This window comes from Candidatus Agathobaculum pullicola, from assembly GCF_052117205.1.
In the GTDB taxonomy this organism is placed as follows: Bacteria; Bacillota; Clostridia; order Oscillospirales; family Butyricicoccaceae; genus Agathobaculum; species Agathobaculum pullicola.
Genome location: NZ_JBQKJP010000002.1, coordinates 32,274 through 53,871, shown reverse-complemented (window position 1 = coordinate 53,871; position 21,598 = coordinate 32,274). Strand labels below are relative to the sequence as shown.

Below are 21,598 nucleotides of genomic sequence, written 5' to 3'. Positions count from 1 at the left end.
GATGCCCACCGTTACAGGGGCGGCGTATTGTTTGATGCGCGCTGAGTGGCCGTCTTTTATGCGGCAACAAGAGTGGTACCGCGGAGTTATGCTTCGTCTCTTAATTTTGATTAAGGGACGAAGCTTTTTTTGTCCCTGTACACCAAAAGACAAGAAAGTGAGGACAAGAACATGGCAAGAACCATCCGAATTTTTGACACGACGCTGCGTGACGGTGAGCAGTCTCCCGGCTGCAGCATGAACCTGAATGAAAAAATCGAGGTTGCCAAGCAGCTGGAGGCTTTGAAGGTAGACATTATTGAAGCGGGCTTCGCTGCCTCCTCGCCCGGCGACGCGGCGGCAATCGCGGCAATTGCGGATAATGTGCACGGCTCGACCATCTGCTCGCTGGCGCGCTGCGTGGAAAAGGATATTGACGCGGCATGGAATTCCATCCGCCATGCAGACTCCGCTCGTATCCATACCTTTCTTGCAACCTCGCCCTTACATATGGAATATAAACTCAAGATGACGCCGGACGAGGTCATTGAATCGGTGGCGCACAATGTGGCATACGCCAAGAAGTACTGCGAGGACGTTGAGTTCTCGGCCGAGGACGCTTGCCGTTCGGATATGGACTTTCTGTGCCGCGTGTTCGAGACCGCTATCAAGGCCGGCGCGACCACGCTGAACATCCCGGACACCGTCGGTTATATGATCCCTGAGGAGTATGCGGCCCGCATCCGCTATCTGCGTGAGCACACGGAGGGCATCGAGAACGTCATCCTGTCCTGCCATATGCACAACGACCTCGGCATGGCGGTAGCCAACTCGCTGGCCGGTGTGGAAGCCGGTATCGATCAGATCGAATGTACGATCAACGGCATCGGCGAGCGCGCGGGCAACGCCTCGATGGAAGAGTGCGTTATGGCGCTCAATACCCGCAAGGATCTGTTTGGCGTGCAGTGCAACATTGACACCCATCAGATTTACCGCGCCAGCCGTATGATTCAGACGATTACCGGTGTTTCGGTTGCACCGACCAAGCCGATCGTCGGCGCCAATGCCTTCGCACACGAAGCGGGCATCCACCAGCACGGCGTGATGGCCAACAAGGAAACCTATGAGATTATGACGCCCGAATCGGTTGGTATTCCGAAGAATGCCATCGTACTGGGCAAACATTCCGGCCGCCATGCGTTTGAAGAGCGCCTGCGTGAGCTCGGCTATTCGCTGGATAAGGAAAAGCTCGATAAAGCCTTCGATAAGTTCAAGGCGCTGGCCGATAAGAAAAAGGTTATCAAGGATCGAGACTTGGAAGCTCTGGTCGGCGCGGTGCCGGTTTCCGGCGAGGAGCGCTATACGCTTGACCGCTTTGTCATCAATTCCGGCAACACCATCACCTCGACAGCGGTTATCCGCGTGAAGAAGGGCGACGAGATGTTCGAGCGCGCTGCGGTTTCCGACGGCCCGATCAACGCTGCGTTCCGCGCTATCAATAAGATTGTCGGCAAGGATGTGGAACTGGAGGATTACACGCTGCGCTCCATGACCGACGGTGAGGACGCGCAGGCGGAAGCGATCGCCAAGATCAGCATCGACGGCAGCGAGATCGTAACCGGCCGCGGTGTATCGACCGACGTGATCGAGGCATCTATCAAGGCCTACATCAACGGCATCAACAAGTATTTCATCGACTGAGGGCAGGAGGAAACAACCGTTATGGGTATGACAATGACGCAAAAAATCCTCGCAAAGCACGCGGGGCTGGACAGCGTTTGCGCCGGACAGCTGATTGAGGCGAATGTCGATTTGACGCTCGCCAACGATATCACCGGTCCGGTCGCAATCCGCGAGATGGAGAAGGCGGGCTTTGATAAGGTGTTCGATAACACCAAAATCGCGCTCGTTATGGACCATTTCGCACCGAACAAGGATATCAAATCCGCCGAGCAGTGCCTGACCTGCCGTGAATTTTCCCAAAAGCATGGCATCGTCAATTTCTTTGATGTCGGCAGCATGGGCATTGAGCATGCGCTGCTGCCCGAAAAAGGCCTGACCGCTCCGGGCGAGTTGATTATCGGCGCGGACAGCCACACCTGCACCTACGGTGCGCTCGGCGCGTTTTCGACCGGTGTCGGTTCAACCGACCTTGCCGCCGGCATGGCGACGGGCAAAGCATGGTTTAAGGTGCCCAGCGCGATTCAGTTTGTGCTCAAGGGGCAGCTCCGCCCGTGGGTGTCCGGTAAGGATGTCATTCTGCACATCATCGGTCAAATCGGCGTGGATGGCGCACTGTATAAATCGATGGAGTTTGTCGGCGAAGGCGTCTCGTCGTTGTCGATGGACGACCGCTTCACCATTTGCAACATGGCCATTGAAGCGGGCGCGAAAAACGGCATTTTCCCGGTTGACGATAAGACCATGGCGTACATCAAGGGCCGCGTAAACCGCGATATCACGGTATTCGAGGCTGACGCGGACGCGGAGTATGAGCGGGTCATTGAAATCGACCTGTCCGCGCTGCGGCCGACGATTGCTTGCCCGCATCTGCCGGAAAACACCAAGACGATCGACGAGCTGGGGCATATCGAGATTCAGCAGTCGGTCATCGGTTCGTGCACCAACGGTCGCATCGACGATATGCGTGTTGCAGCCGAGATTCTCAAGGGCCGTCATGTCAATCCGAACGTGCGTACCATCATCATCCCTGCCACGCAGGAGGTTTATCTCCAGTGTATTGAGGAGGGCCTCGCCAAGATTTTTGTTCAGGCGGGTGCCATCGTTTCCACTCCGACCTGCGGCCCGTGTCTGGGCGGTCATATGGGTATTCTGGCGCACGGCGAAAAGTCGGTTTCGACCACAAACCGCAACTTTGTCGGCCGCATGGGCCATATTACCTCGGAAATCTATCTGGCGAGCCCGGCGGTCGCGGCGGCAAGTGCTGTTGCGGGCTATATCTGCGCGCCTGACGACCTGAAGTAAGGGAGGAAACAGCACAATGAACGCAAAAGGCAGAGTTTTCAAATACGGGGATAACGTCGATACCGACGTTATTATTCCCGCACGTTACTTAAATATTGCAGACCCTAAGGAATTAGCGACCCACGCGATGGAGGATATCGACGCGGAATTTGTGAAAAAAATGCAGCCGGGCGATATCGTCGTGGCAACGCGCAACTTCGGCTGCGGCTCGTCGCGTGAGCATGCGCCGCTGGTGCTCAAGGAAAACGGCGTTTCCTGCGTGATTGCCGCATCGTTTGCGCGCATTTTCTACCGCAATGCCATCAATATCGGCCTGCCGATTCTCGAGTGCGAGGCGGCGGCCAACGGGATTGACAACGGCGACACGGTTTCGGTCAACTTTGACACCGGCGTTATCACCAACGAGACCAAGGGAGAGACCTATCAGGCGGCGGCTTTCCCGCCGTTCATCCAGAGCATTATTAAGGCGGGCGGTTTGCTCAAGTCGCTCAAGGAAAGAGGGGAGTAAGCGATGCAGTACCATATTGCAGTCGTTAAGGGCGACGGTATCGGTCCGGAAATCGTCACTGAGGCAATGAAAGTGCTCGATAAGGTTGGCGAGAAGTTCGGTCACCAGTTCAACTATACCGAGGTGCTCGCGGGGGGATGCTCGATTGATGTCAACGGCATCCCGCTGACCGAGGAAACCATCGAAATCTGCAAAAACGCGGATTCCGTGCTGCTCGGCGCGGTGGGCGGCCCGAAGTGGGATGAAGTTCCCTCGGAAAAGCGCCCGGAAAAGGCGCTGCTCGGCCTGCGCGCGGCGCTCGGCCTGTTCGTTAACCTGCGTCCTGCGCAGATGCACAAGGCGCTGTCAGATGCCTGCCCGATTAAGCCGGAAATCATTGGGGACGGCTTTGATATTTTGGTTTGCCGTGAGTTGACCGGCGACGTATACTTCGGTAAGCACTACCGCCGCGAAAGCGAAAAGGGCTGGGGCGAGGTCGGCGCGGACGATATGAACTATTCGGTTCATGAGGTGGAGCGCATCGGCCGCCGTGCCTTTGAGATGGCGATGAAGCGGGGCAAGAAGGTCTGCTCGGTTGATAAGGCGAACGTGCTGGAGACCAGCCGAGTCTGGCGTGAGACTATGCACCGCATCAAGGACGAATATCCCGAGGTCGAATACTCGGATATGTATGTGGACAACTGCGCGATGCAGCTCGTACGCAACCCGGGCCAGTTCGACGTGATTGTGACCGGCAATCTGTTCGGCGATATCCTGTCGGATGAGGCCTCGATGATTACCGGTTCGATTGGCATGCTGCCCTCGGCTTCGATGAACGAAACCGGCAAGGGAATGTACGAGCCGATTCACGGCTCCGCGCCCGATATCGCGGGCAAGGGCATCGCCAACCCGATTGCCACCATCCTGTCCTGCGCGATGATGCTGCGCTACTCCTTCGGCCTGAAGGCTGAAGCGGACGCAATCGAGAACGCAGTCGAAAGCGTACTGGATGCCGGACATCGTACCGCGGATATTGCCGCAAAAGGGGAAAAGGTGCTTTCCACCAGCGAGATGGGCGAACTCATCCGCGCACAGCTTTAAGACTGGAAAAAGGGGACACAGCAAACGTTGTGGCCCCTTTTCTTTCATTTTCATGAAGTAAGAGCGGAGGGGGCACTTGTCGAAAAGATATGGAGAAAAAGGAATAAATGTGCAAAAAGTCGGGCGAAATGCCTGACTTCTTGTCTGTATTTGTGCCAAAAAGAGATTTGCCGTGCGGAGACTTGAGATTTTGCAGAGACTGCTGTATAATAAGATAGATTTTGAATACCCACTGTTTTATTGTGAAAATAAAGAATGCAGGAGATAGAAAATGAAAACCGCTTCAATTTTGGGCGTGCATTTCCATGCTGTGACGATGCAGCAGGCTGTTGATGTGGCAATGAGCCGTATCCGCGCAAGGCAGAAAGGCTATGTGGTAACGCCAAATCCGGAGATCGTTGATCTTTGCTGCAGAGACAGCGAATATATGGGCATTGTCAATCGTGCGGCACTGGTGCTGCCGGATGGAATCGGCATTATTTATGCGGCGAAAATTCTTGGCGAGGAGCTTTGCGGCAAGGTGGCAGGCGTCGAGTTTGCCGAGCAGCTGGTCGCGGCGATGGCCAAGGAGGGCATGCGGCTGTTTCTTGTAGGGGCGAAACCGGGGGTTGCGGAAAAAGCCGGGAAAAACCTGTGCGAAAAATATCCGGGTTTGGTTCTGGCTGGCACGCAGGACGGTTACTTTGCCGACCCGCAGACGGCAGTGGATGCCATCAACGCTTGCGGCGGTGCGGATGTAGTGTTTGTCTGCCTTGGTGCACCGAAGCAGGAACGGTTTATGGCGCATTATATGGATGATATCCATGCAACTTTATTTTGCGGTCTGGGTGGCTCGCTGGATGTGTTCGCGGGCGTGTCCAAGCGTGCGCCGAAACTCTTTATCAAGCTGGGACTCGAATGGTTTTACCGACTGCTCTGTCAGCCAAGCCGTATCGGGCGCATGATGAAGCTGCCCAAATTCCTGCTCATCGTTATCCGAGAGCGGCTGTTCGGCGGCAAACGCAAATAAAACAGAGGACGGAACAAACCGGCGTTTTGCGATAAAATCCGGAAAATATGGAGAAAATGGATCGGCAGAGGAAAAGATAATCACAATGATTTGCCGGAAGTCGGATACAGGCGATGCGGGTTCGCCGCGAAAATTGAAAGAAAAGGATTGTTTATGTTACCATTTAGAGAAATCACATTGGAGGATAAGCAGGCGGTAGAGGCATGCGGTTCACACTATTATTATCACTTGTGCGAGCGCTGCTTCGTTGATTTATTCATGTGGCGCAGCCACTATAATACGCAGATTTGCTTTCGGGACGGCTTTCTGCTGGTGAAGATGACGCCGCTGGACGGTGAGCATGATTGCTATTTGGCCCCGGTGGGAGAGGGAGATCTGGGTGACGCGCTCGATGCACTGGAGAAGGATGCCGCTGAACGTGGTATTCCGTTTGTAGTAGTATCGGTGGCAGAGCCTATGATTGAGCGGATTGAGGCAGTGCGTCCGGGTAAATTTGTCTTTTCGCATGACAGCGAGGATGGCGACGACTATATTTATCTGGCGGAAAAGCTGTGCACGCTGTCGGGAAAAAAGCTGCAAAGCAAGCGCAATCTGGTCAATCGGTTCCGGGCGGCATACGAAGGCCGCTGGAGCTACGAGGACATGACGCGCGACAACGTCAAGGATGCCTTCGGCTATCACATCCGCTGGTGCAAGCAGAACGGCTGTGGGCAAAACCGGGATTTTCAGGGAGAGACGTGCGCAATTGTACAGGCACTGCATAACTTTGACGCGCTCGAGCTGCGAGGCGGCTTGCTGCGGCTGGACGGAGAGGTGATCGCCTTTACCTTTGGTTGTAAAGCGGAACCGGATATGTATGTGGTGCAAATCGAAAAAGCCGACCACACCATTGCCGGCGCCTATCAGATGATCAACCAGCAGTTTGTTTTGCACAACTGCGGCGACGTACAGTACGTCAATAGAGAGGAAGACCTCGGTTTGGAAGGTTTGCGCAAGGCGAAAAAGTCATATTATCCGGTCATGCGCGGTGTAAAATACACTGCGGTGCCGAAGGAGTCACAGGCATGATTCGGTGGGCGCAGCCGCAGGATGTGGCGCGCATCCGACAGTTGTGGGAAACCTGTTTTCCAGACGAGGGTGGCTTTAATGATTATTTTTTCGCGCATTTCTTTGACTGCGGCACGGTGCTGCTCAGCGAAGAGCAGGGGGCGCTGTGCGCGATGGTACAGATGCTGCCGTATCGACTGCTGATGGGCGGCGAGGAAAAAGAGATCACCTATATTTACGGTGCATGCACCGACCCGAATCATCGCCGCAAAGGCCATATGGCGCGTCTGCTCGAAGCATCTTTTGTGATAGACTGCGAACAGGGTAGAGCGGCTTCCACACTCATTCCGGCTGAGCCGTGGCTGTTTGATTTTTACCGGCCATTCGGGTATGTGCCGTTTTTTGAAGTGGAAAAGCGCAGCATTACACGAATTGCAAATGGTGAAGCACCGCGGCGGCTGACGCAGGCTGATGTGCCGCAGATGGCGGCGCTGTATGACCGTTTGGCATCGGATTGCCGCATTGTGCGTGAGGAGGCTTACTGGCGGGCACAGCTGGAAATGTTCGATGCGCTGGGTGCAGGCGTACTCGGCTGGTTTGTAGGGAATACCCTCGCAGCGTATGCCTTTTGCTGGACGGATACCGTCCAGGAAGCACTTGGCCTGACGGCGGCGCGGGAGCAAGGTTTGCTTGCGGTGCTGGGATTGGAACAATGCACGGTGACGGGCTGCGGCACGCAGACAGCGCTCGGCTGCATCAAATGGTATGAGGAGCGGGAGGATGCCCGCGGATATATGAATTTAATGCTGAACTGAAAGGTGTGACAAAACATGGTATATGTACTGCTGGCAGAAGGATTTGAGGAGACAGAGGCGATTGCGCCGATTGACCTGCTGCGTCGCGCGGGAGTGGAGGTCAAGCTGGTGGGCGTGACGGGCGATTTGGTGTACGGCTCGCACGGTATCGGCATCCAGACTGATCTGCCCATGGATCAAGCGGACTGGGACAAAGCGGATATGGTGGTGCTGCCGGGCGGTATGCCGGGGACGAAGAATCTGTACGCGGATGCGCGTGTCACCGGTGCGGTGCGCAAGTGCTATGACGAGGGCAAGTACGTTGCCGCCATCTGCGCCGCGCCTTCCATTATTCTGGGCGGGATGGGCCTGCTCAAGGGCCGCAAGGCCACCTGCTATCCGGGCATGGAGGACGGCATGACGGGTGCAACTCCGCTCAAGCGTACCTGCGTGGTGGACGGTCGGATTATCACCGCCTGCGGCGTGGGCGGCGCGCTGGATTTTGGCTGTGCGCTGGTGTCCGCGCTGTGCGGAGAAGAGCAGGCGCGTCGGATTGCCGCTGCAATTGTGCACCATGTCGAGCGATAAGAAAACACTGCGTAGAATATTTCTTTCCGAACGTGCCGCACAGGATGCGGTGGAAAAACGATATATTGATGAAAAAATTGCCGGTCATGTGCTGGAGCATGCAAGCTATCGTCACGCGGGCTGCGTGTTTGTCTATGTTTCGACCCCGCAGGAGATTGATACCCGTGTGCTGCTGCGCGCGGCGCTGGCAGCGGGGAAAACCGTCTGTGTTCCGCTTTGTGGAGCGGCAGGCGAAATGACCGCGCGGCAAATCCGGTCGCTTGACGAGCTGCGACCGGGCGCATATGGCATCGATGAACCGAACGCCTGCGCGCAGGAGATTCCGCCAGAGGAAATCGAGTTGGTACTGGTTCCGGCGCTGGCCTGTGACCGGAAGGGGTATCGTTTGGGATATGGCGGCGGGTACTACGACCGCTTTCTTTGCCGGACGGGAGGCGTCGGCATGGCGCTTTGCGCCGAACAGCGGCTGGTGGACAGTCTGCCGCATACCGCGCTGGATCAACGATGCCAGTGGATTATTACGGAAAGGCAGGTGCTGCGCACGAATGAAGAATAACAAAATCGCGCTGCTGCCCGGCCTTTCGTTGTTTTTGTGCTTTTGCCTGCTAACGGGTACCGGAAAACTGGCGTACCGCTTTGGCGGCGGCGCGCCGCTGCTTGCACTGGCGGAATTTGTTTCGTTTGCGCTGCCGCTGGTTATGCTGGTGTTCTCCATGCGAGATCAGAAAAAGCTGCGAAAAAGACTACAGCCGCGACGGCTGCGCAAGGGATTGCTGGGGCTGACGGTTCGGCTGGGCGTTACGGTAGCGGTGCTTTCGCTGTTTCTGAATTTGCTGATTTATCATTTGGCGGGTTTGGTCGGCGCGGATTTGACGGCCATTGCATTGGACGCGCCGCAGTCCGGGCTGAGTATGACCGCCCGGTTTGCCGTCATTGTTGTGCTTTCGGCCGTGATGGAAGAAGTATATCTGCGCGGTGCGCTGTTCACCGTGCATGAGGAAATCGTCGGCACTTCGGCCTGCCTGCTGTTCAGCGGCTTGGTGTTCGCCATGCTGCACGGCAGTATGCTGAACTTTGCAGGTCCGTTTCTGGCTGGTATCGTTTATGCGTATCTGACTTTTGTGTCCGGCAGCGTATGGCCCGCGGTTTTGGCGCACGGCGTCAACAACCTGTACTATATGTTTGTGCTTTGGATTACGGATACTTATGCGGCCTTCGGTATATGGAGCTATTTTGCGGCAATCAATGCACTAGTGCTGCTGCTGTTTCTCTATTTGACGCTGCGTCAGCTGGAAAATCTGCTGACCACAGGCCGTATTCCTCATTTTGAAAGAAGCGCCGGTTTGTATGATCTGTGGTTGCTGGTACGCAATCCGGGTATGCTGGCTTTTGTGCTTGCGTTTATTGCAAAGATTGTCATGAACCGCGTGTTATAAGGAAAAATAGAAAATATTGAGGTGAAACGATGGAAAATATGGATAACAATCAGGTGGGCCAGGAGACTCAGCGCATTCCGCAGTCATCGCAGCGTCATCGTCGCAGCCGTCGCCAAATCAACGGCGGATGTGCGGGTACGGTGGTGTATGTCATTGCGGTGCTTGGCATTTCGATTATCCTGTCGCTGGCGGCTATTTTCGTTGCCAATGACGTGTTTGCGTTTGTCAAGGAGAACGCGGTCAAGGAAATCACGGTTTCGGAAAACACCGATCTGATTTCTCTGGCAAAGCAGCTTGATGACGAAGGCGTCATCAATTATGGTACTATTTTCAAGTTTTATGTCCGTATCAAGGGCGACAATGATGGCGTGCTTGCCGGCTCGTATTCGCTCAACCCCAATATGGATTACGGCCAGATTATTGACACGTTGGTCAATGCTTCGAGCAAGGAAACCATGAAAATCACCGTTCCGGAGGGCTATTCGGTCGCGCAAATCAAGCAGCTGCTGCTCGATGAGCATGTCTGCACCGAGGATGCGCTCAACGAAGCGCTGAACGAATATCCGTTCAAGCATACCTTCCTGCAAAATGAGTTGCCGGCAACCGAGGGTTGGCTGGAGGGCTATCTGTTCCCGGATACCTATGAGATTTACAAGGGTAACGCAACGGTGGTCGACACCCTCAACAAGATGCTCAACAACTTTGAGACCAAGTATGATGCCGACGTTCAGGCCGGTGCGGAAAGCCTTGGCCGCTCGATGCATGACATCGTAACGATTGCATCGCTGGTGGAGCGTGAGGCGCAAGCGGACAGCGAGCGCGCGACGATTGCGGGCGTTATCTATAACCGTCTGAATAATGCCAGCGAGTTCCCGTACCTGCAGGTGGATGCTTCCGTCCTGTACGGCCTTGGCCGGACAAGCGGTACGCTCAGCAATGAGGACTTGGCGTCCGATACACCGTATAACCTGTATACCAAGCAGGGTCTGCCGCCCGGACCGATTTGCAATCCGGGTTATGCGTCCCTGTATGCCGCTTCTCATCCGGAACAGCACAATTATTACTATTATGTAGCTATGCCGGACGGCACGCATTTGTTTGCCAACAGCTATTCGGAACATGAGGCGAACATTGCCAAATCCAATGCGGCACAGGCGGCAGCCGCAGCAGCCGCCGCCAATGCGGAGGGCAGCGGTGAATAATAGAATGCCGGAGTTGCTCTCGCCTGCGGGCGATATGGAAAAAATGCGTTTTGCCATTGCGTATGGCGCGGACGCGGTGTATCTTGCGGGACAGCGGTTCGGGATGCGGGCCGCTGCCACAAACTTTGCCGATGAGGAATTGCGCACAGGCATCGCCTATGCGCATGCACACGGCGTAAAATGCTATATTACGGTCAATATCATGCCATCCGAGTGTGATTTACCCACGTTGCCCGCATATCTGGAGCTGCTCGCGGATGCGGGCGCGGATGCTCTGATTGTAGCGGATATGGGTGTGATCCGGCTGGCGCGTCGCTATGCGCCCAAGGTACCGCTGCACATTTCGACCCAGACCAGCATCCTCAACCATGAGGCGGCCAACTTTTGGGCGGATTTGGGCGCGGAGCGCGTTGTGCTCGCGCGTGAGCTGTCGCTGGAGGAAATCGCGGAGATTCGCGCGAAAACCCCGAAAGAGCTGGAAATCGAAGCGTTTGTGCATGGCGCGATGTGCATTTCCTATTCCGGCCGCTGCCTGATTTCGCAGTACATGACCGGACGGGACGCCAATCGCGGCGCATGCGCCCAGCCCTGCCGGTGGAATTACACGCTGATGGAGGAAAAGCGGCCGGGCGAGTTTTTTCCGGTCGAGGAGGATGCGCGCGGCACCTATCTGTATAATTCCAAGGATATGTGCATGATTGAGCATATTCCGGAGCTGGTGCGCGCCGGGGTGGACTCCTTCAAAATTGAGGGGCGCAACAAGACGGCGTATTATGCCGCCTGTGTGACCGGCGCATACCGTGCGGCGATTGACGCCTATGCCGCCGACCCAGCCGGCTTTGTGCTGCCGCAGTTTTGCCGTGAGGAAGTAAACAAGGTCAGCCACCGTGAATACTACACCGGATTTTACTTTGGTTCGGAGGAGAACGGACAGCACTACGGCGACAGCCAGTATATTCGTGAATACGAGGTGGTGGGCATGCCGGTCGACTGCGGAGCGGACGGGCATGCGGTATTCGCCTTGAAAAACCGCATTTTCAAGGGCGAGGAGTTGGAGCTTATCCAGCCGGGCAAGCCGCCGTATCGCTTCCACGCGGATGGTGTGGTCAATGAGGAGGGCGAGGCGCTCGATTTGTTTAATGTACCGCAGATGCGCGTGCATTTCTCTTTTCCGTTTGCGGTGGACGATTACGCGATTATACGCAAGAAAAAAGAACGGCCTTCGTAAGGCCGTTCTTTTGCTTTTAGCGGTGCTCTTCCCAGTCCAGACTCCGGCCGACCGCCTTTGACCAGCCTGCCAGCAGCCGTCGGCGGGCATCCTCCTGCATGGTCGGTTCATAGAATGTATCACAGCGCCAGAGCTGTGTCAGCTCATCGCGGCTGTGCCACACGCCGGTAGCAAGTCCCGCCAGATAGCATGCGCCCAGTGCGGTGGTTTCACGGATGACCGGACGGCGGATGGTGCAGTGCGAGATATCCGCCTGAAACTGCATCAGGAAACTGTCGCGGCTTGCGCCGCCGTCCACGGACAGTGAGGACAATGGTACGCCCGTGTCACGCGCCATTGCATCCAGTAGGTCGTTGACCTGATAGGCGATGGATTCCTGCGCGGCGCGGATGATGTGCTCACGGGAGGTGCCGCGTGTCAAGCCGATCAGACAGCCGCGCGCATACATATCCCAGTGCGGCGCGCCAAGGCCCGTGAACGCAGGCACAAGATATACGCCGCCCGTATCCGGTACTTTTTTCGCATAGTATTCTGCGTCGCGGCTTTCCGCGAAAAAGCGCATTTCATCGCGCAGCCACTGAATGACTGCACCGCCGACAAAGACGCTGCCCTCAAGCGCATACTGGGTTTCGCCGCCGAGGCGAATACCGATGGTGGTGAGCAGTCCGTTTTTGCTTTCGCAGGCTTGTGCGCCGGTGTTCATCAGCAGGAAGCAGCCGGTACCATAGGTGTTTTTGGCGTCGCCCGGCGCGAAACAGGTCTGTCCGAACAGAGCGGCCTGCTGGTCGCCCGCAATACCGGCGATTGGGATGTCGCCGCCGGGTATGGCGACAGTGCCGTACACCTCGCTCGAGGAACATACGCGAGGCAGCATGGCGCGCGGGATATCAAGCGCCTCCAGCAGCGTATCGTCCCAGTCCAGTGTGTGGATATTGAAAATCATGGTGCGGGCGGCGTTGGTCGCATCTGTGATGTGTACCTTGCCGCCGGTCAGCTTCCAGACCAGCCAGCAGTCCACTGTGCCGAACAAAATGTCGCCGCGCGCGGCTTTTTCCCGCGTCCCTTCCACATGATCGAGGATCCATTTGATTTTTGTGCCGGAAAAGTAAGCGTCCGGTATCAAACCGGTCGTTTGTCGGATATAGTCGGAAAGCCCCTGCGCCACAAGTCTGTCAACGATATCGGCTGTGCGGCGGCATTGCCAAACCACGGCGTTATAGATAGGTCGGCCGGTTTTCCGATCCCAGAGAATGGTGGTTTCGCGCTGGTTGGTGATGCCGATGCCGGCGATTTCCTGCGGCGATACGCTGGAGGCTGCCAGCACCTCAAGCATCGCGGCGTATTGTGTCGACCAGATATCCATTGGGTCCTGTTCGACCCAGCCCTCGTGCGGATAGTGCTGCGCCAGTTCATGCTGGCGGATGGCCAGAATGTTCTGTTCGCGGTCAAACAAAATGGCACGCGAACTGGTGGTGCCTTGGTCCAGAGCCAGAATATATTGCGCCATGATTCTTCGCCTCGCTTTCGTAAAATAATCATACCCTGAGGGCATGCCGCTGTCAATATGCCCCGAACCGTATGCGGCCCGCGCGGTACAGGGAGGCTTATACGATTTTTGTTTACATTATAACAGAGCGATGGTATAATTAACGTGAATTTTTGCGTCCGAAAGGGGGACGAGAAGTTGAATAAGCCATCTCGAAAAACACTTCGGGCGGGTAGTCGAGTGTTTTTTGTATTGTATCTTCTGTTTGCCGCGGGCACCATGTATTTTTCCGTGATGTACGGGTTGATAGGCCTTGCCATGGGCGTGGTTTTGCGTATGATCGCGCTGCATGGGGAGGAAGAGCGCAGCCGCCAGATGCAGGCGTTGATGGACAACATTGTGGTTGACGGCGGGGAAATCCATCCTGCGGTGACACATTCTCCGTTGCCGACCGTAGTTGCCTTGGCCACAACGGGTGAAATTGTCTGGACAAACAGAGCGTTTGCGGATATCAGCGGACAGTTTGCCGGTGCGCGGCATATGCGGCTGACCGAACTTGCGCCGACCTTTGAAACCCGTTGGCTGATCGAAGGGAAAAACGAGTTTCCAGGCGAGCTGCGGATGGGCCGGAATGCGTATCATGTGTTTGGCAGCCTAGTGCAAAGCGATGCGGGACAGATGATGATGCTGCATTTTCTGGACTGCACAGAATATGTGCATCTGCGCGATGCAGCGGAAACCCGCCGCCCAGCGATTGCGGTCATTGCAATCGATAACTATGAAGAACTGACCAAGAATGCAACCGATTCCGAGAAATCCACCATTCTTGCGGATATCGATAAGCGGTTGTTTTCGTGGATCAAGGACTGTAATGCGGTGCTGCGCAAATATGACCGAGATAAATATATCTTCATCATCGAAAATGCCGAGCTTGACAAGCTCAGCGCGCGTAAGTTTGCGGTGCTGCAGGATGTGCGCGATATTCAGAATCATGAAGGGGTCATTGCGACGCTGTCCATCGGCATCGGCAAGGATGGCGAAACGCTGGCGGAGTGCTATCAATATGCCGGTCTGGCGATCGACATGGCGCTGTCGCGCGGCGGTGATCAGGCGGTCATCAAAAACCGCTATACCTTTGAGTTTTACGGCGGCCTGACCGAGGAGGTCGAAAAGCGCACCAAGGTCAAAAGCCGCGTGGTGGCAAACGCGCTTTCTCAGCTCATCCGCGATTCCTCACAGGTGCTGATTATGGGCCATCGAAACAGCGATATGGACGCCATCGGCGCCGCAGCCGGTATGGTGTGTGCCGCCCGTGTGAAAGGCAAGCCGGTGCACATCGTGGTCGACCGGGAGCGCACCATGGCAGGCGACCTGATCGAGCGGCTGGAGTCGCTGCCGGAGTACAAGGACGTGTTTATCAGCGCAGAGGATGCAATGATTCTGTGTGATTTCAACACGCTTTTGATTGTGGTGGACGTTAACCGTCCGGGGTATGTCGAAAACGAAGCGCTGCTGCAATCCATCAATAAGGTGGCGGTTATTGACCATCACCGCCGCGCCGCGGATTATATTGAAAACGCAGTCGTTTCGCTGCATGAGCCGTATGCCTCGTCTGCATCCGAACTGGTCAGTGAACTGCTGCAATATCTGGTGCCGACCAGCGGCATTTTAACGGGTGAGGCCGAAGCGATGCTTGCGGGCATCTATCTGGATACCAAGGGCTTCTCGATGCGCACCGGTGTGCGCACTTTTGAGGCAGCGGCCTACCTGCGCCGCGCGGGCGCGGAGGCGAGCGATGTGAAGCATCTGTTCCAGTCCAGCTTTACGCAATACATGGAGCGGCAGAAACTGATTTCGTCCGCGCGCGACTGTGGGCAGGGCGTTATTTTCGCCATTACTGACGAGGAAGTGGACCGTATAGCCGCAGCGCAGGCGGCAGACGAGCTGCTGAGCATTATTGGTACGCGCGCAAGCGTGGTAGCGTTTCGCAGCGGCAATGATATGGCGGTTTCGGCGCGCGCTTCGGGTCAAGTCAATGTGCAGCTGCTTATGGAGCGGCTGGGCGGCGGCGGCAACCATTCGGCAGCGGGTGCGCAATTGCGCAACACCACGCCCGAAGAAGCGGATCGTATGATAACCGAGGCAATAAGCGGCTATTTTGCCGATCAGCAAACCGATAAACCGGCGGAGCAATGAGCCGTCCGGCTTCTATCAGATATAGAAATTCAGAAAAGGAGTTAATAAATTATGAAAGTGATTCTAAAAGCCGATGTTAAAGGTAAGGGCAAGAAGGGCGACCTTATCGAGGTCAGCGAGGGCTACGGCCGTAATTTCCTCATGCCGCGCGGACTGGCTGAGCCGGCAACGGCGGATAACCTGAACGTAAAGAAGGCGCAGGATGAGGCACATGCGCGCAAGGTTGCGCTCGAACAGCAGGCCGCGCGTGAAGCGGCGGAAAAACTCAAGGTAAGCCCGGTCAAGGTGCCCGCCAAGGGCGGTGCAGGCGGTCGTCTGTTCGGCGCGGTGACTTCCAAAGAAATTGCCGAGGAGCTGAATAAGCAGTACGGTCTGAACGTACCCAAGCAGAAAATCGTACTGGAGGAGCCGATTAAGACTTTCGGCGTGCATCGCGTTAAGGCAAAGCTGTATCAGGATATCGCGGGAGAGATTCTGGTGCAGGTAGTAGAAGCGTAATACACCTATAGGAGGCTTCATAAGCCCCCATATACGAAGGTCGGTTCCGAACAAACCGACCTTCGATACCCGAACGACGCCGCCCCAGGCGCTGAGTCGGGGGTATCCAAACGCCCGGCAAAGCGGGGCGTTTGGATGCAAACCGCATAGCGGTTTGCGCAACGATAGCCGTGCTGAGCGCGGCAAAGCAAATCCATTTGCAGAAAGGCGGTGCGGTTTTGGATGAGCTTTTGATGCGGCAGGTGCCGCAGGACCTGACAGCGGAGCAGTCGCTTTTAGGTGCGATGCTGGTCGACCCGAACTGCATCCCGGAGGCTATTGAGCAGGTGCGCGCGGACGACTTCTATGCCGACGAGAACAAGCGCATTTTTGAGACGATTTATTCCATGTTTAACGGCGCGCAGCGTATTGACCCGGTTACGGTGCTCGATATGCTCACGCGTATGGGCTATTATGATGAAGCAGGCGGTCGTGCGTACCTATTTCAGCTGATGGAGGTTACGCCCGGCGCGCGTAATGTAAACGAATATGTTCGTATCGTGCGCGATAAAAGCCTGCTGCGTCAGCTCGCAGACGCAGGCAGCGAGATCCAGCAAAACGCGCTTGAAGCGCGCGGCGAGGCGTCCAGCATTGCGGAACTGGCCGAGCAGCGGATTTACGGCATCCGGCAGGGGCGTGAAATTAAGGGCTTGTCCAAGCTCAGCGAGGTTATTGCCGATCTGTATACCGAACTGGATGAGCGCGCCAAGTCGGACAGCGACATTCCGGGCATGTCGACCGGATTCCATGCGCTCGATACCGCGCTGACCGGCCTGAACAAATCCGATCTGATTTTGATTGCGGCACGCCCCGGTATGGGCAAAACAGCGTTTGCACTCAATGTCGCACTCAATGCCGCAAAGGCGAGTGTGAAAGATAAGCCGCGCGGTTACAAAAAGGGGACGGGTGTGTGTGTGTTCCAGCTCGAGATGGGCAAGGAGCAGCTTGCCAGCCGCTTTTTGTCGAGCGAAGCGCTCATCGAGTCACAAAAGCTCAAAACCGGCAATCTGGATGAAGAGGACTGGGTCAAGATTGCCCGCGCGTCGGGCGTGCTGGCCGGGCTGAATATTTATGTAGACGACAATCCGGCGATCACGGTTGCGGAGATAAAAGCGAAATGCAGGCGGCTGGGCGAGGAACTCGGCCTGATTGTTATCGACTATTTGCAGCTGATGCACGTCGGCGGGCGGCATATGGATAACCGTGTGCAAGAGGTGGCGGAGATTTCGCGCTCACTCAAAATTATGGCGAAGGAACTTAATGTGCCGGTTGTATGTCTGTCGCAGCTGTCGCGTGCGTCCGAGCAGCGCTCGGATAAGCGACCGATGCTGTCTGATTTGCGTGAATCCGGCGCCATCGAGCAGGACGCGGATATCGTCATGTTTATTTACCGCGACGACTATTATGATGATGAGAGTGAGAACAAGAACATTGCGGAAATCATCATCGCCAAAAACCGCCACGGCGCAACGGGTACAATTGAATTGCAGTGGGTCGGTCAGTACACCACCTTCTCCAATCCGGATCGTATCCATGGAGACTAAACTTATGCTGAAAACGGTAAAGCAGAGCATTGCCGCATATGATATGCTGCGGCCGGACGAGTCGGTGCTGGTCGCGTTGTCGGGCGGCGCGGATTCGGTGGCGCTGCTGCGCGTGCTGTGCGAACTTGGTTATCCGGTGCGGGCATTCCATCTTAATCATTGCTTGCGTGGCGCGGAGTCCGAGAGGGATGAGGCGTTCTGCCGAGCGTTGTGCGCGCGGCTGGAAATCGCGCTGACGGTTGAACGGATAGACATTGCCGCGGCGGCGCGTGAGCAGGGCAGCGGCGTGGAGGAAACCGCCCGCCGCATTCGCTATGCGCGGCTGCAAGAAGCTGCGCAGGGCGCAAAGATTGCCACCGCACACACCGCGGACGACAATCTGGAAACCGTGCTGTTTCATCTGGTGCGCGGCACTGGCCCCAAGGGGCTGGCGGGCATCCCGCCTGTGCGCGGACAGATCATCCGTCCGCTGTTGCGGGTGGAGCGCGCGCAGGTGGAAGCGTACCTTGCGTTGCTCGGGCAGGATTATGTCACCGATAGTACAAACGCGGATGAAACCTACACCCGCAACCGCATCCGGCACACAGTTGTGCCTGCGCTGCGGGCGATTCAGCCGTCGGCGGCGCAGGCTGTGGCGCGGTTGGGTGACCTGCTGCGGCAAGATGAGGACTGCTTAGGCGGTTTGGCGCAGGAATGTCTGGCGCAGGCCGCGCGTCCCGACGGCGCATGGGAGATTGCTCCGATGCGGCAAGCACATCCCGCGGTTCGTGCGCGTGCGCTGCGGCGCTTGCTGGCGCAGAGCGGTATGCCGCTGCGGGATGTAACCGCGCAGCATGTTCTCGCGTTGGAGCGACTGCTGGAAAGCGAAAATCCATCCGCTTGCTGCGCTTTGCCGCACAGGTTCACCGCGCGGCGCGAATATGGTGTGCTGCGGCTGATGCGGGAGGAAAACCAACCGACACGACCGGCGGTGCCGCTGTCTGTTCCGTCTGATCAGCTGATGTGGGAGGGCAGTGTACGGGTTTCTGTGCATGTCTTAGAAAATAACGAAGTTTTTTACAAATCATTCAATACTTTTTGCGTGGATTGTGGTACAATAGATTTCGTATCATTGTGCGTTCGTACACGCAGGGCGGGTGACCGTATCCGTCTGACAGAAAAAGGCGGCAGTCGGACGCTCAAAAAACTGCTCATCGACCGCAAAATCCCACGCTGCAAGCGGGATGGGCTGGCGGTCATAGCGGATAAAACCGGTGTGATTGCCGTGCAGGATATAGGTATGGATTGTTCGCGTTCCCCACAGGGGGGCGCGCGTATACAAATCAAAATAGAGGGGTATTGAAAAATGGCATATGATATGCGGGACGATATCAAGGAAATCTATTTTACCGAGCAGCAATTGGCGGCAAAGGTTGCGGAGTTGGGTGCCCGTATCACCGAGGACTATCGGGACAAGAACCCGCTGATTGTCAGCGTACTGAAAGGGTCCTATGTGTTCATGGCTGACTTGACGCGCAAGATTGACACGCCCTGCAACGTGGATTTCATGGTCGTGTCGAGCTATGGCAAGGGAACCAAGACCTCGGGCGAGGTACAGATCATCAAGGATATTGAGCAGCCGATCGACGGACGAGATCTGCTGATTGTGGAGGATATTCTGGATTCGGGCGTGACGCTCAGTTATCTGATGCAGGTGCTGACCGCGCGCGGCGCGCGCTCCATTCGGCTGTGCACGCTTTTGTCCAAGCCCGCGCGACATAGAGTGGATGTGCCGATCGATTATCTGGGCTTTGAGATTCCCGATGAATTTGTGGTCGGCTACGGACTGGATTATGCTGAAAAATACCGCAATCTGCCATATATCGGTATTCTGAAGCCGAGCGTTTATGGCGGCGAGTAAATACAAACAAGGAAGAGGTGTCAAACCAATTTGAAAGGAAAAATGAAGGGCTTTGGCCTTTATCTCATCATTCTGGTGTTCCTTCTGGCGGGCGTCAGTTATGTTATCAGCCAGACCCAGCAGACCGAACCGGTCACCTATTTTGATGTGTATACCTATTTCATCGAAGGCAAAGTAGATGAATACAAGGTAGACGACACGGTTCTCACGATGCACCTGCGCGACGAAAATCGCGTAGTCAGCTACGATCTGGGCGGTTCGCGTGATATTTGGTGGGCGCAGCTTGGCGCAACCATTGATGAGCAGATGCGGAATGGTACGCTCAAAGAGGTCGATTATGTGATTACCACCATTCCGTGGTGGGCGCAGTTCCTGCCGTATGTCATTCTGTTTGTGCTGCTTGGTGCATTCTGGTATTTCATGATGAACAAACAGTCCGGCGGCGGCGCAGGTCCGATGCAGTTCGGCAAGGCGCGTGCGCGTCTGGCGCAGGACGATAAGCGCAAGGTGACGTTCAATGATGTGGCCGGCGCGGACGAAGAAAAGGCGGAGTTACAGGAAATCGTGGAATTCCTGAAAAATCCGCAGAAATTCGTGCAGATCGGCGCACGTATCCCCAAGGGCGTGCTGCTGGTTGGCCCTCCGGGTACCGGTAAAACCCTGATTGCGCGTGCGGTTGCGGGCGAAGCAGGCGTACCGTTCCTGTCCATCTCCGGTTCGGACTTTGTCGAGCTGTATGTCGGCGTCGGTGCGTCGCGTGTGCGTGACCTGTTCGAGCAAGCTAAGAAAAACGCGCCGGCAATCGTGTTCATCGACGAGATTGACGCGGTCGGCCGTCAGCGCGGTGCGGGTCTCGGCGGCGGACACGATGAGCGTGAGCAGACGCTCAATCAGCTGCTGGTTGAGATGGACGGTTTCGGCGCAAATGAAGGCGTTATCGTCATCGCGGCCACAAACCGTAAGGATATTCTGGATAACGCGCTGCTGCGCCCGGGGCGCTTTGACCGTCAGGTTTATGTCGGCGCACCGGATGTCAAGGGACGCGAGGCTATCCTTAAGGTGCATGCACGCAACAAGCAGTTTGATCCGGATGTCAAGTTCGCGGATATCGCAAAGACCACTGCGGGCTTTACCGGCGCGGATTTGGAAAACCTGCTCAACGAGGCGGCGTTGCTGGCGGCGCGCCGTAACAAAAAGCTGATTTCTCAGGAGGAGATTGAGGAATCCTTGCTCAAGGTGGTTATGGGTGTGGAAAAGAAGAGCCACATCATCACCGATAAGGATAAGCGCCTGACGGCGTACCATGAAGCAGGTCATGCAATCTGCTTCCACGTGCTGCCCACGCAGGATCCCGTGCATCATGTCACGATTATCCCGCGTTCTTCTGGTGCAGGCGGCTTTACCATGCCGCTGCCGGAAGAGGATCAGGCTTATCGCACCCGTAAGTATATGGAGGAGTATATCATTGTCTGCCTTGGCGGTCGTGTAGCCGAGCAGCTGACAATGGAGGATATTTCGACCGGTGCATACGGCGACATCAAGCAGGCGACGCAGATGGCCCGCGCGATGGTCACCAGCTATGGTATGAGCGAGAAAATCGGCCCCATCGACTACGGCTCTGACAGCGGGGAGATTTTCCTTGGCCGCGATTTTGCAGCGGGCAAGGGCTATTCCGAGGTCAAGGCGGCAGAGATTGACGATGAGGTCCATCGCATCATCGAAGAGGCGTACCGGGCCTGCAAAAAGCTGCTGAATGAGCATTTGGAGCAAATGACTCGTGTGGCGGAGTATCTGATCCGGAACGAAACCATGGACGGTGAGACTTTTGTCAAGGTGTTCAACGGCGAAGTTGTACCGGATAAGGTGGTCGGTGAGGATTTGATGACCGAGTTGAAGGAAGAACTCGATGCTAAGGTTGGCAAGGCGCCGGAAAGCGCTGCCAAAGCCGCTGACGCAGGCGAGTCGGATGAGGACGAAAAGGCCGCGCCCACTCATTCGGACAATCAGAACTGATTTCTGCAATAAAAAATCCCACGGTTTCCCGTGGGATTTTGTTTGCCCGGCGCAAGAAAAGGGAGC

At 56.0% G+C, this 21,598-nt stretch carries 19 protein-coding genes and 1 other annotated feature (1 of these 20 running past the window's edge); of the genes, 18 read left to right on the top strand and 1 reads right to left on the bottom strand.

The genetic code is table 11. The features are described 5' to 3' along the window. Positions 1-104: a binding site (T-box leader), on the top strand (it extends 137 nt beyond the left edge of the window). Between the two features lie 31 nt (positions 105-135). The 12 genes from ACTQ3V_RS01260 (at position 136) to ACTQ3V_RS01205 (ending at position 11,856) form a co-directional block, all read left to right on the top strand. Continuing rightward, positions 136-1,680, top strand: a complete 1,545-nt coding sequence (locus ACTQ3V_RS01260; protein ID WP_441466034.1) for a 2-isopropylmalate synthase — start codon at positions 136-138, stop codon at positions 1,678-1,680. Between the two features lie 21 nt (positions 1,681-1,701). Next, a complete protein-coding gene (gene leuC, locus ACTQ3V_RS01255; RefSeq protein WP_441465909.1) occupies positions 1,702-2,964 on the top strand; it encodes a 3-isopropylmalate dehydratase large subunit in 1,263 nt (420 codons plus the stop codon). Positions 2,965-2,980: 16 nt separating this feature from the next. Continuing rightward, positions 2,981-3,472, top strand: a complete 492-nt coding sequence (leuD, locus tag ACTQ3V_RS01250) for a 3-isopropylmalate dehydratase small subunit (protein WP_441465908.1) — start codon at positions 2,981-2,983, stop codon at positions 3,470-3,472. 3 nt (positions 3,473-3,475) lie between these two features. Next, positions 3,476-4,552, top strand: coding sequence for a 3-isopropylmalate dehydrogenase (gene leuB / locus ACTQ3V_RS01245; protein ID WP_441465907.1), 1,077 nt, complete (start codon positions 3,476-3,478; stop codon positions 4,550-4,552). 271 nt (positions 4,553-4,823) lie between these two features. Continuing rightward, entirely contained in the window at positions 4,824-5,561 is a 738-nt protein-coding gene (locus tag ACTQ3V_RS01240) for a WecB/TagA/CpsF family glycosyltransferase (protein WP_441465906.1), read from the top strand. Between the two features lie 153 nt (positions 5,562-5,714). Then, on the top strand, positions 5,715-6,629 hold the full coding sequence (locus ACTQ3V_RS01235; RefSeq protein ID WP_441465905.1) for a DUF2156 domain-containing protein: 915 nt from the start codon (positions 5,715-5,717) through the stop codon (positions 6,627-6,629). Next, positions 6,626-7,423, top strand: coding sequence for a GNAT family N-acetyltransferase (locus ACTQ3V_RS01230; protein ID WP_441465904.1), 798 nt, complete (start codon positions 6,626-6,628; stop codon positions 7,421-7,423). The genes ACTQ3V_RS01235 and ACTQ3V_RS01230 overlap by 4 nt, the downstream gene beginning before the upstream one ends. Positions 7,424-7,438: 15 nt before the next feature. Further along, on the top strand, positions 7,439-7,990 hold the full coding sequence (locus ACTQ3V_RS01225; protein WP_441465903.1) for a DJ-1 family glyoxalase III: 552 nt from the start codon (positions 7,439-7,441) through the stop codon (positions 7,988-7,990). Continuing rightward, on the top strand, positions 7,956-8,546 hold the full coding sequence (locus ACTQ3V_RS01220) for a 5-formyltetrahydrofolate cyclo-ligase (protein ID WP_441465902.1): 591 nt from the start codon (positions 7,956-7,958) through the stop codon (positions 8,544-8,546). The genes ACTQ3V_RS01225 and ACTQ3V_RS01220 overlap by 35 nt, the downstream gene beginning before the upstream one ends. Continuing rightward, positions 8,536-9,426: a CPBP family intramembrane glutamic endopeptidase gene (locus tag ACTQ3V_RS01215; RefSeq protein WP_441465901.1), complete on the top strand. Its 891-nt coding sequence runs from the start codon at positions 8,536-8,538 to the stop codon at positions 9,424-9,426. Before ACTQ3V_RS01220 ends, ACTQ3V_RS01215 begins: the two co-directional genes overlap by 11 nt. A 29-nt stretch (positions 9,427-9,455) precedes the next feature. Beyond that, on the top strand, positions 9,456-10,628 hold the full coding sequence (gene mltG / locus ACTQ3V_RS01210; RefSeq protein WP_441465900.1) for an endolytic transglycosylase MltG: 1,173 nt from the start codon (positions 9,456-9,458) through the stop codon (positions 10,626-10,628). Further along, positions 10,606-11,856, top strand: a complete 1,251-nt coding sequence (locus tag ACTQ3V_RS01205) for a peptidase U32 family protein (RefSeq protein ID WP_441466033.1) — start codon at positions 10,606-10,608, stop codon at positions 11,854-11,856. The genes mltG and ACTQ3V_RS01205 overlap by 23 nt, the downstream gene beginning before the upstream one ends. Before the next feature lie 16 nt (positions 11,857-11,872). Here the strand turns inward: ACTQ3V_RS01205 and glpK are convergent, their stop codons facing one another. Further along, positions 11,873-13,363, bottom strand: coding sequence for a glycerol kinase GlpK (glpK, locus tag ACTQ3V_RS01200; RefSeq protein WP_441465899.1), 1,491 nt, complete (start codon positions 13,361-13,363; stop codon positions 11,873-11,875). Between the two features lie 219 nt (positions 13,364-13,582). Here glpK and ACTQ3V_RS01195 point away from each other — a divergent pair, with 219 nt between their 5' ends. The 6 genes from ACTQ3V_RS01195 to ftsH all read left to right on the top strand — a co-directional run bounded on the left by ACTQ3V_RS01195 (position 13,583) and on the right by ftsH (position 21,532). Then, positions 13,583-15,538 carry a DHH family phosphoesterase gene (locus ACTQ3V_RS01195; RefSeq protein WP_441465898.1) on the top strand — a complete coding sequence of 652 codons (1,956 nt, stop codon included), beginning with the start codon at positions 13,583-13,585 and terminating at the stop codon, positions 15,536-15,538. A gap of 51 nt (positions 15,539-15,589) precedes the next feature. Further along, entirely contained in the window at positions 15,590-16,036 is a 447-nt protein-coding gene (gene rplI / locus ACTQ3V_RS01190) for a 50S ribosomal protein L9 (RefSeq protein ID WP_441465897.1), read from the top strand. Positions 16,037-16,167: 131 nt separating this feature from the next. Then, positions 16,168-17,619, top strand: a complete 1,452-nt coding sequence (gene dnaB / locus ACTQ3V_RS01185) for a replicative DNA helicase (RefSeq protein ID WP_441465896.1) — start codon at positions 16,168-16,170, stop codon at positions 17,617-17,619. Positions 17,620-17,623: 4 nt separating this feature from the next. Next, the gene (gene tilS, locus ACTQ3V_RS01180) at positions 17,624-18,961 is read left to right on the top strand and encodes a tRNA lysidine(34) synthetase TilS (protein ID WP_441465895.1); all 1,338 of its coding nucleotides are present in this window, start codon (positions 17,624-17,626) and stop codon (positions 18,959-18,961) included. A 3-nt stretch (positions 18,962-18,964) separates the two neighbouring features. Beyond that, a complete protein-coding gene (gene hpt / locus ACTQ3V_RS01175) occupies positions 18,965-19,519 on the top strand; it encodes a hypoxanthine phosphoribosyltransferase (protein ID WP_441465894.1) in 555 nt (184 codons plus the stop codon). 42 nt (positions 19,520-19,561) lie between these two features. Next, on the top strand, positions 19,562-21,532 hold the full coding sequence (ftsH, locus tag ACTQ3V_RS01170; RefSeq protein WP_441466032.1) for an ATP-dependent zinc metalloprotease FtsH: 1,971 nt from the start codon (positions 19,562-19,564) through the stop codon (positions 21,530-21,532). Positions 21,533-21,598 lie beyond the last annotated feature (66 nt).

Excerpts from the sequence above, each read along its gene's own strand:
- leuD (WP_441465908.1), top strand. The coding sequence starts at position 2,981 with ATGAACGCAAAAGGCAGAGTTTTCAAATACGGGGATAACGTCGATACC.
- ACTQ3V_RS01235 (WP_441465905.1), top strand. The coding sequence starts at position 5,715 with ATGTTACCATTTAGAGAAATCACATTGGAGGATAAGCAGGCGGTAGAG.
- ftsH (WP_441466032.1), top strand. The coding sequence starts at position 19,562 with ATGAAGGGCTTTGGCCTTTATCTCATCATTCTGGTGTTCCTTCTGGCG.
- mltG (WP_441465900.1), top strand. The coding sequence starts at position 9,456 with ATGGAAAATATGGATAACAATCAGGTGGGCCAGGAGACTCAGCGCATT.
- leuC (WP_441465909.1), top strand. The coding sequence starts at position 1,702 with ATGGGTATGACAATGACGCAAAAAATCCTCGCAAAGCACGCGGGGCTG.
- ACTQ3V_RS01215 (WP_441465901.1), top strand. The coding sequence starts at position 8,536 with ATGAAGAATAACAAAATCGCGCTGCTGCCCGGCCTTTCGTTGTTTTTG.
- ACTQ3V_RS01205 (WP_441466033.1), top strand. The coding sequence starts at position 10,606 with ATGCGGAGGGCAGCGGTGAATAATAGAATGCCGGAGTTGCTCTCGCCT.
- hpt (WP_441465894.1), top strand. The coding sequence starts at position 18,965 with ATGGCATATGATATGCGGGACGATATCAAGGAAATCTATTTTACCGAG.
- leuB (WP_441465907.1), top strand. The coding sequence starts at position 3,476 with ATGCAGTACCATATTGCAGTCGTTAAGGGCGACGGTATCGGTCCGGAA.
- ACTQ3V_RS01225 (WP_441465903.1), top strand. The coding sequence starts at position 7,439 with ATGGTATATGTACTGCTGGCAGAAGGATTTGAGGAGACAGAGGCGATT.
- ACTQ3V_RS01240 (WP_441465906.1), top strand. The coding sequence starts at position 4,824 with ATGAAAACCGCTTCAATTTTGGGCGTGCATTTCCATGCTGTGACGATG.
- rplI (WP_441465897.1), top strand. The coding sequence starts at position 15,590 with ATGAAAGTGATTCTAAAAGCCGATGTTAAAGGTAAGGGCAAGAAGGGC.
- ACTQ3V_RS01230 (WP_441465904.1), top strand. The coding sequence starts at position 6,626 with ATGATTCGGTGGGCGCAGCCGCAGGATGTGGCGCGCATCCGACAGTTG.
- tilS (WP_441465895.1), top strand. The coding sequence starts at position 17,624 with ATGCTGAAAACGGTAAAGCAGAGCATTGCCGCATATGATATGCTGCGG.
- glpK (WP_441465899.1), bottom strand. The coding sequence starts at position 13,363 with ATGGCGCAATATATTCTGGCTCTGGACCAAGGCACCACCAGTTCGCGT.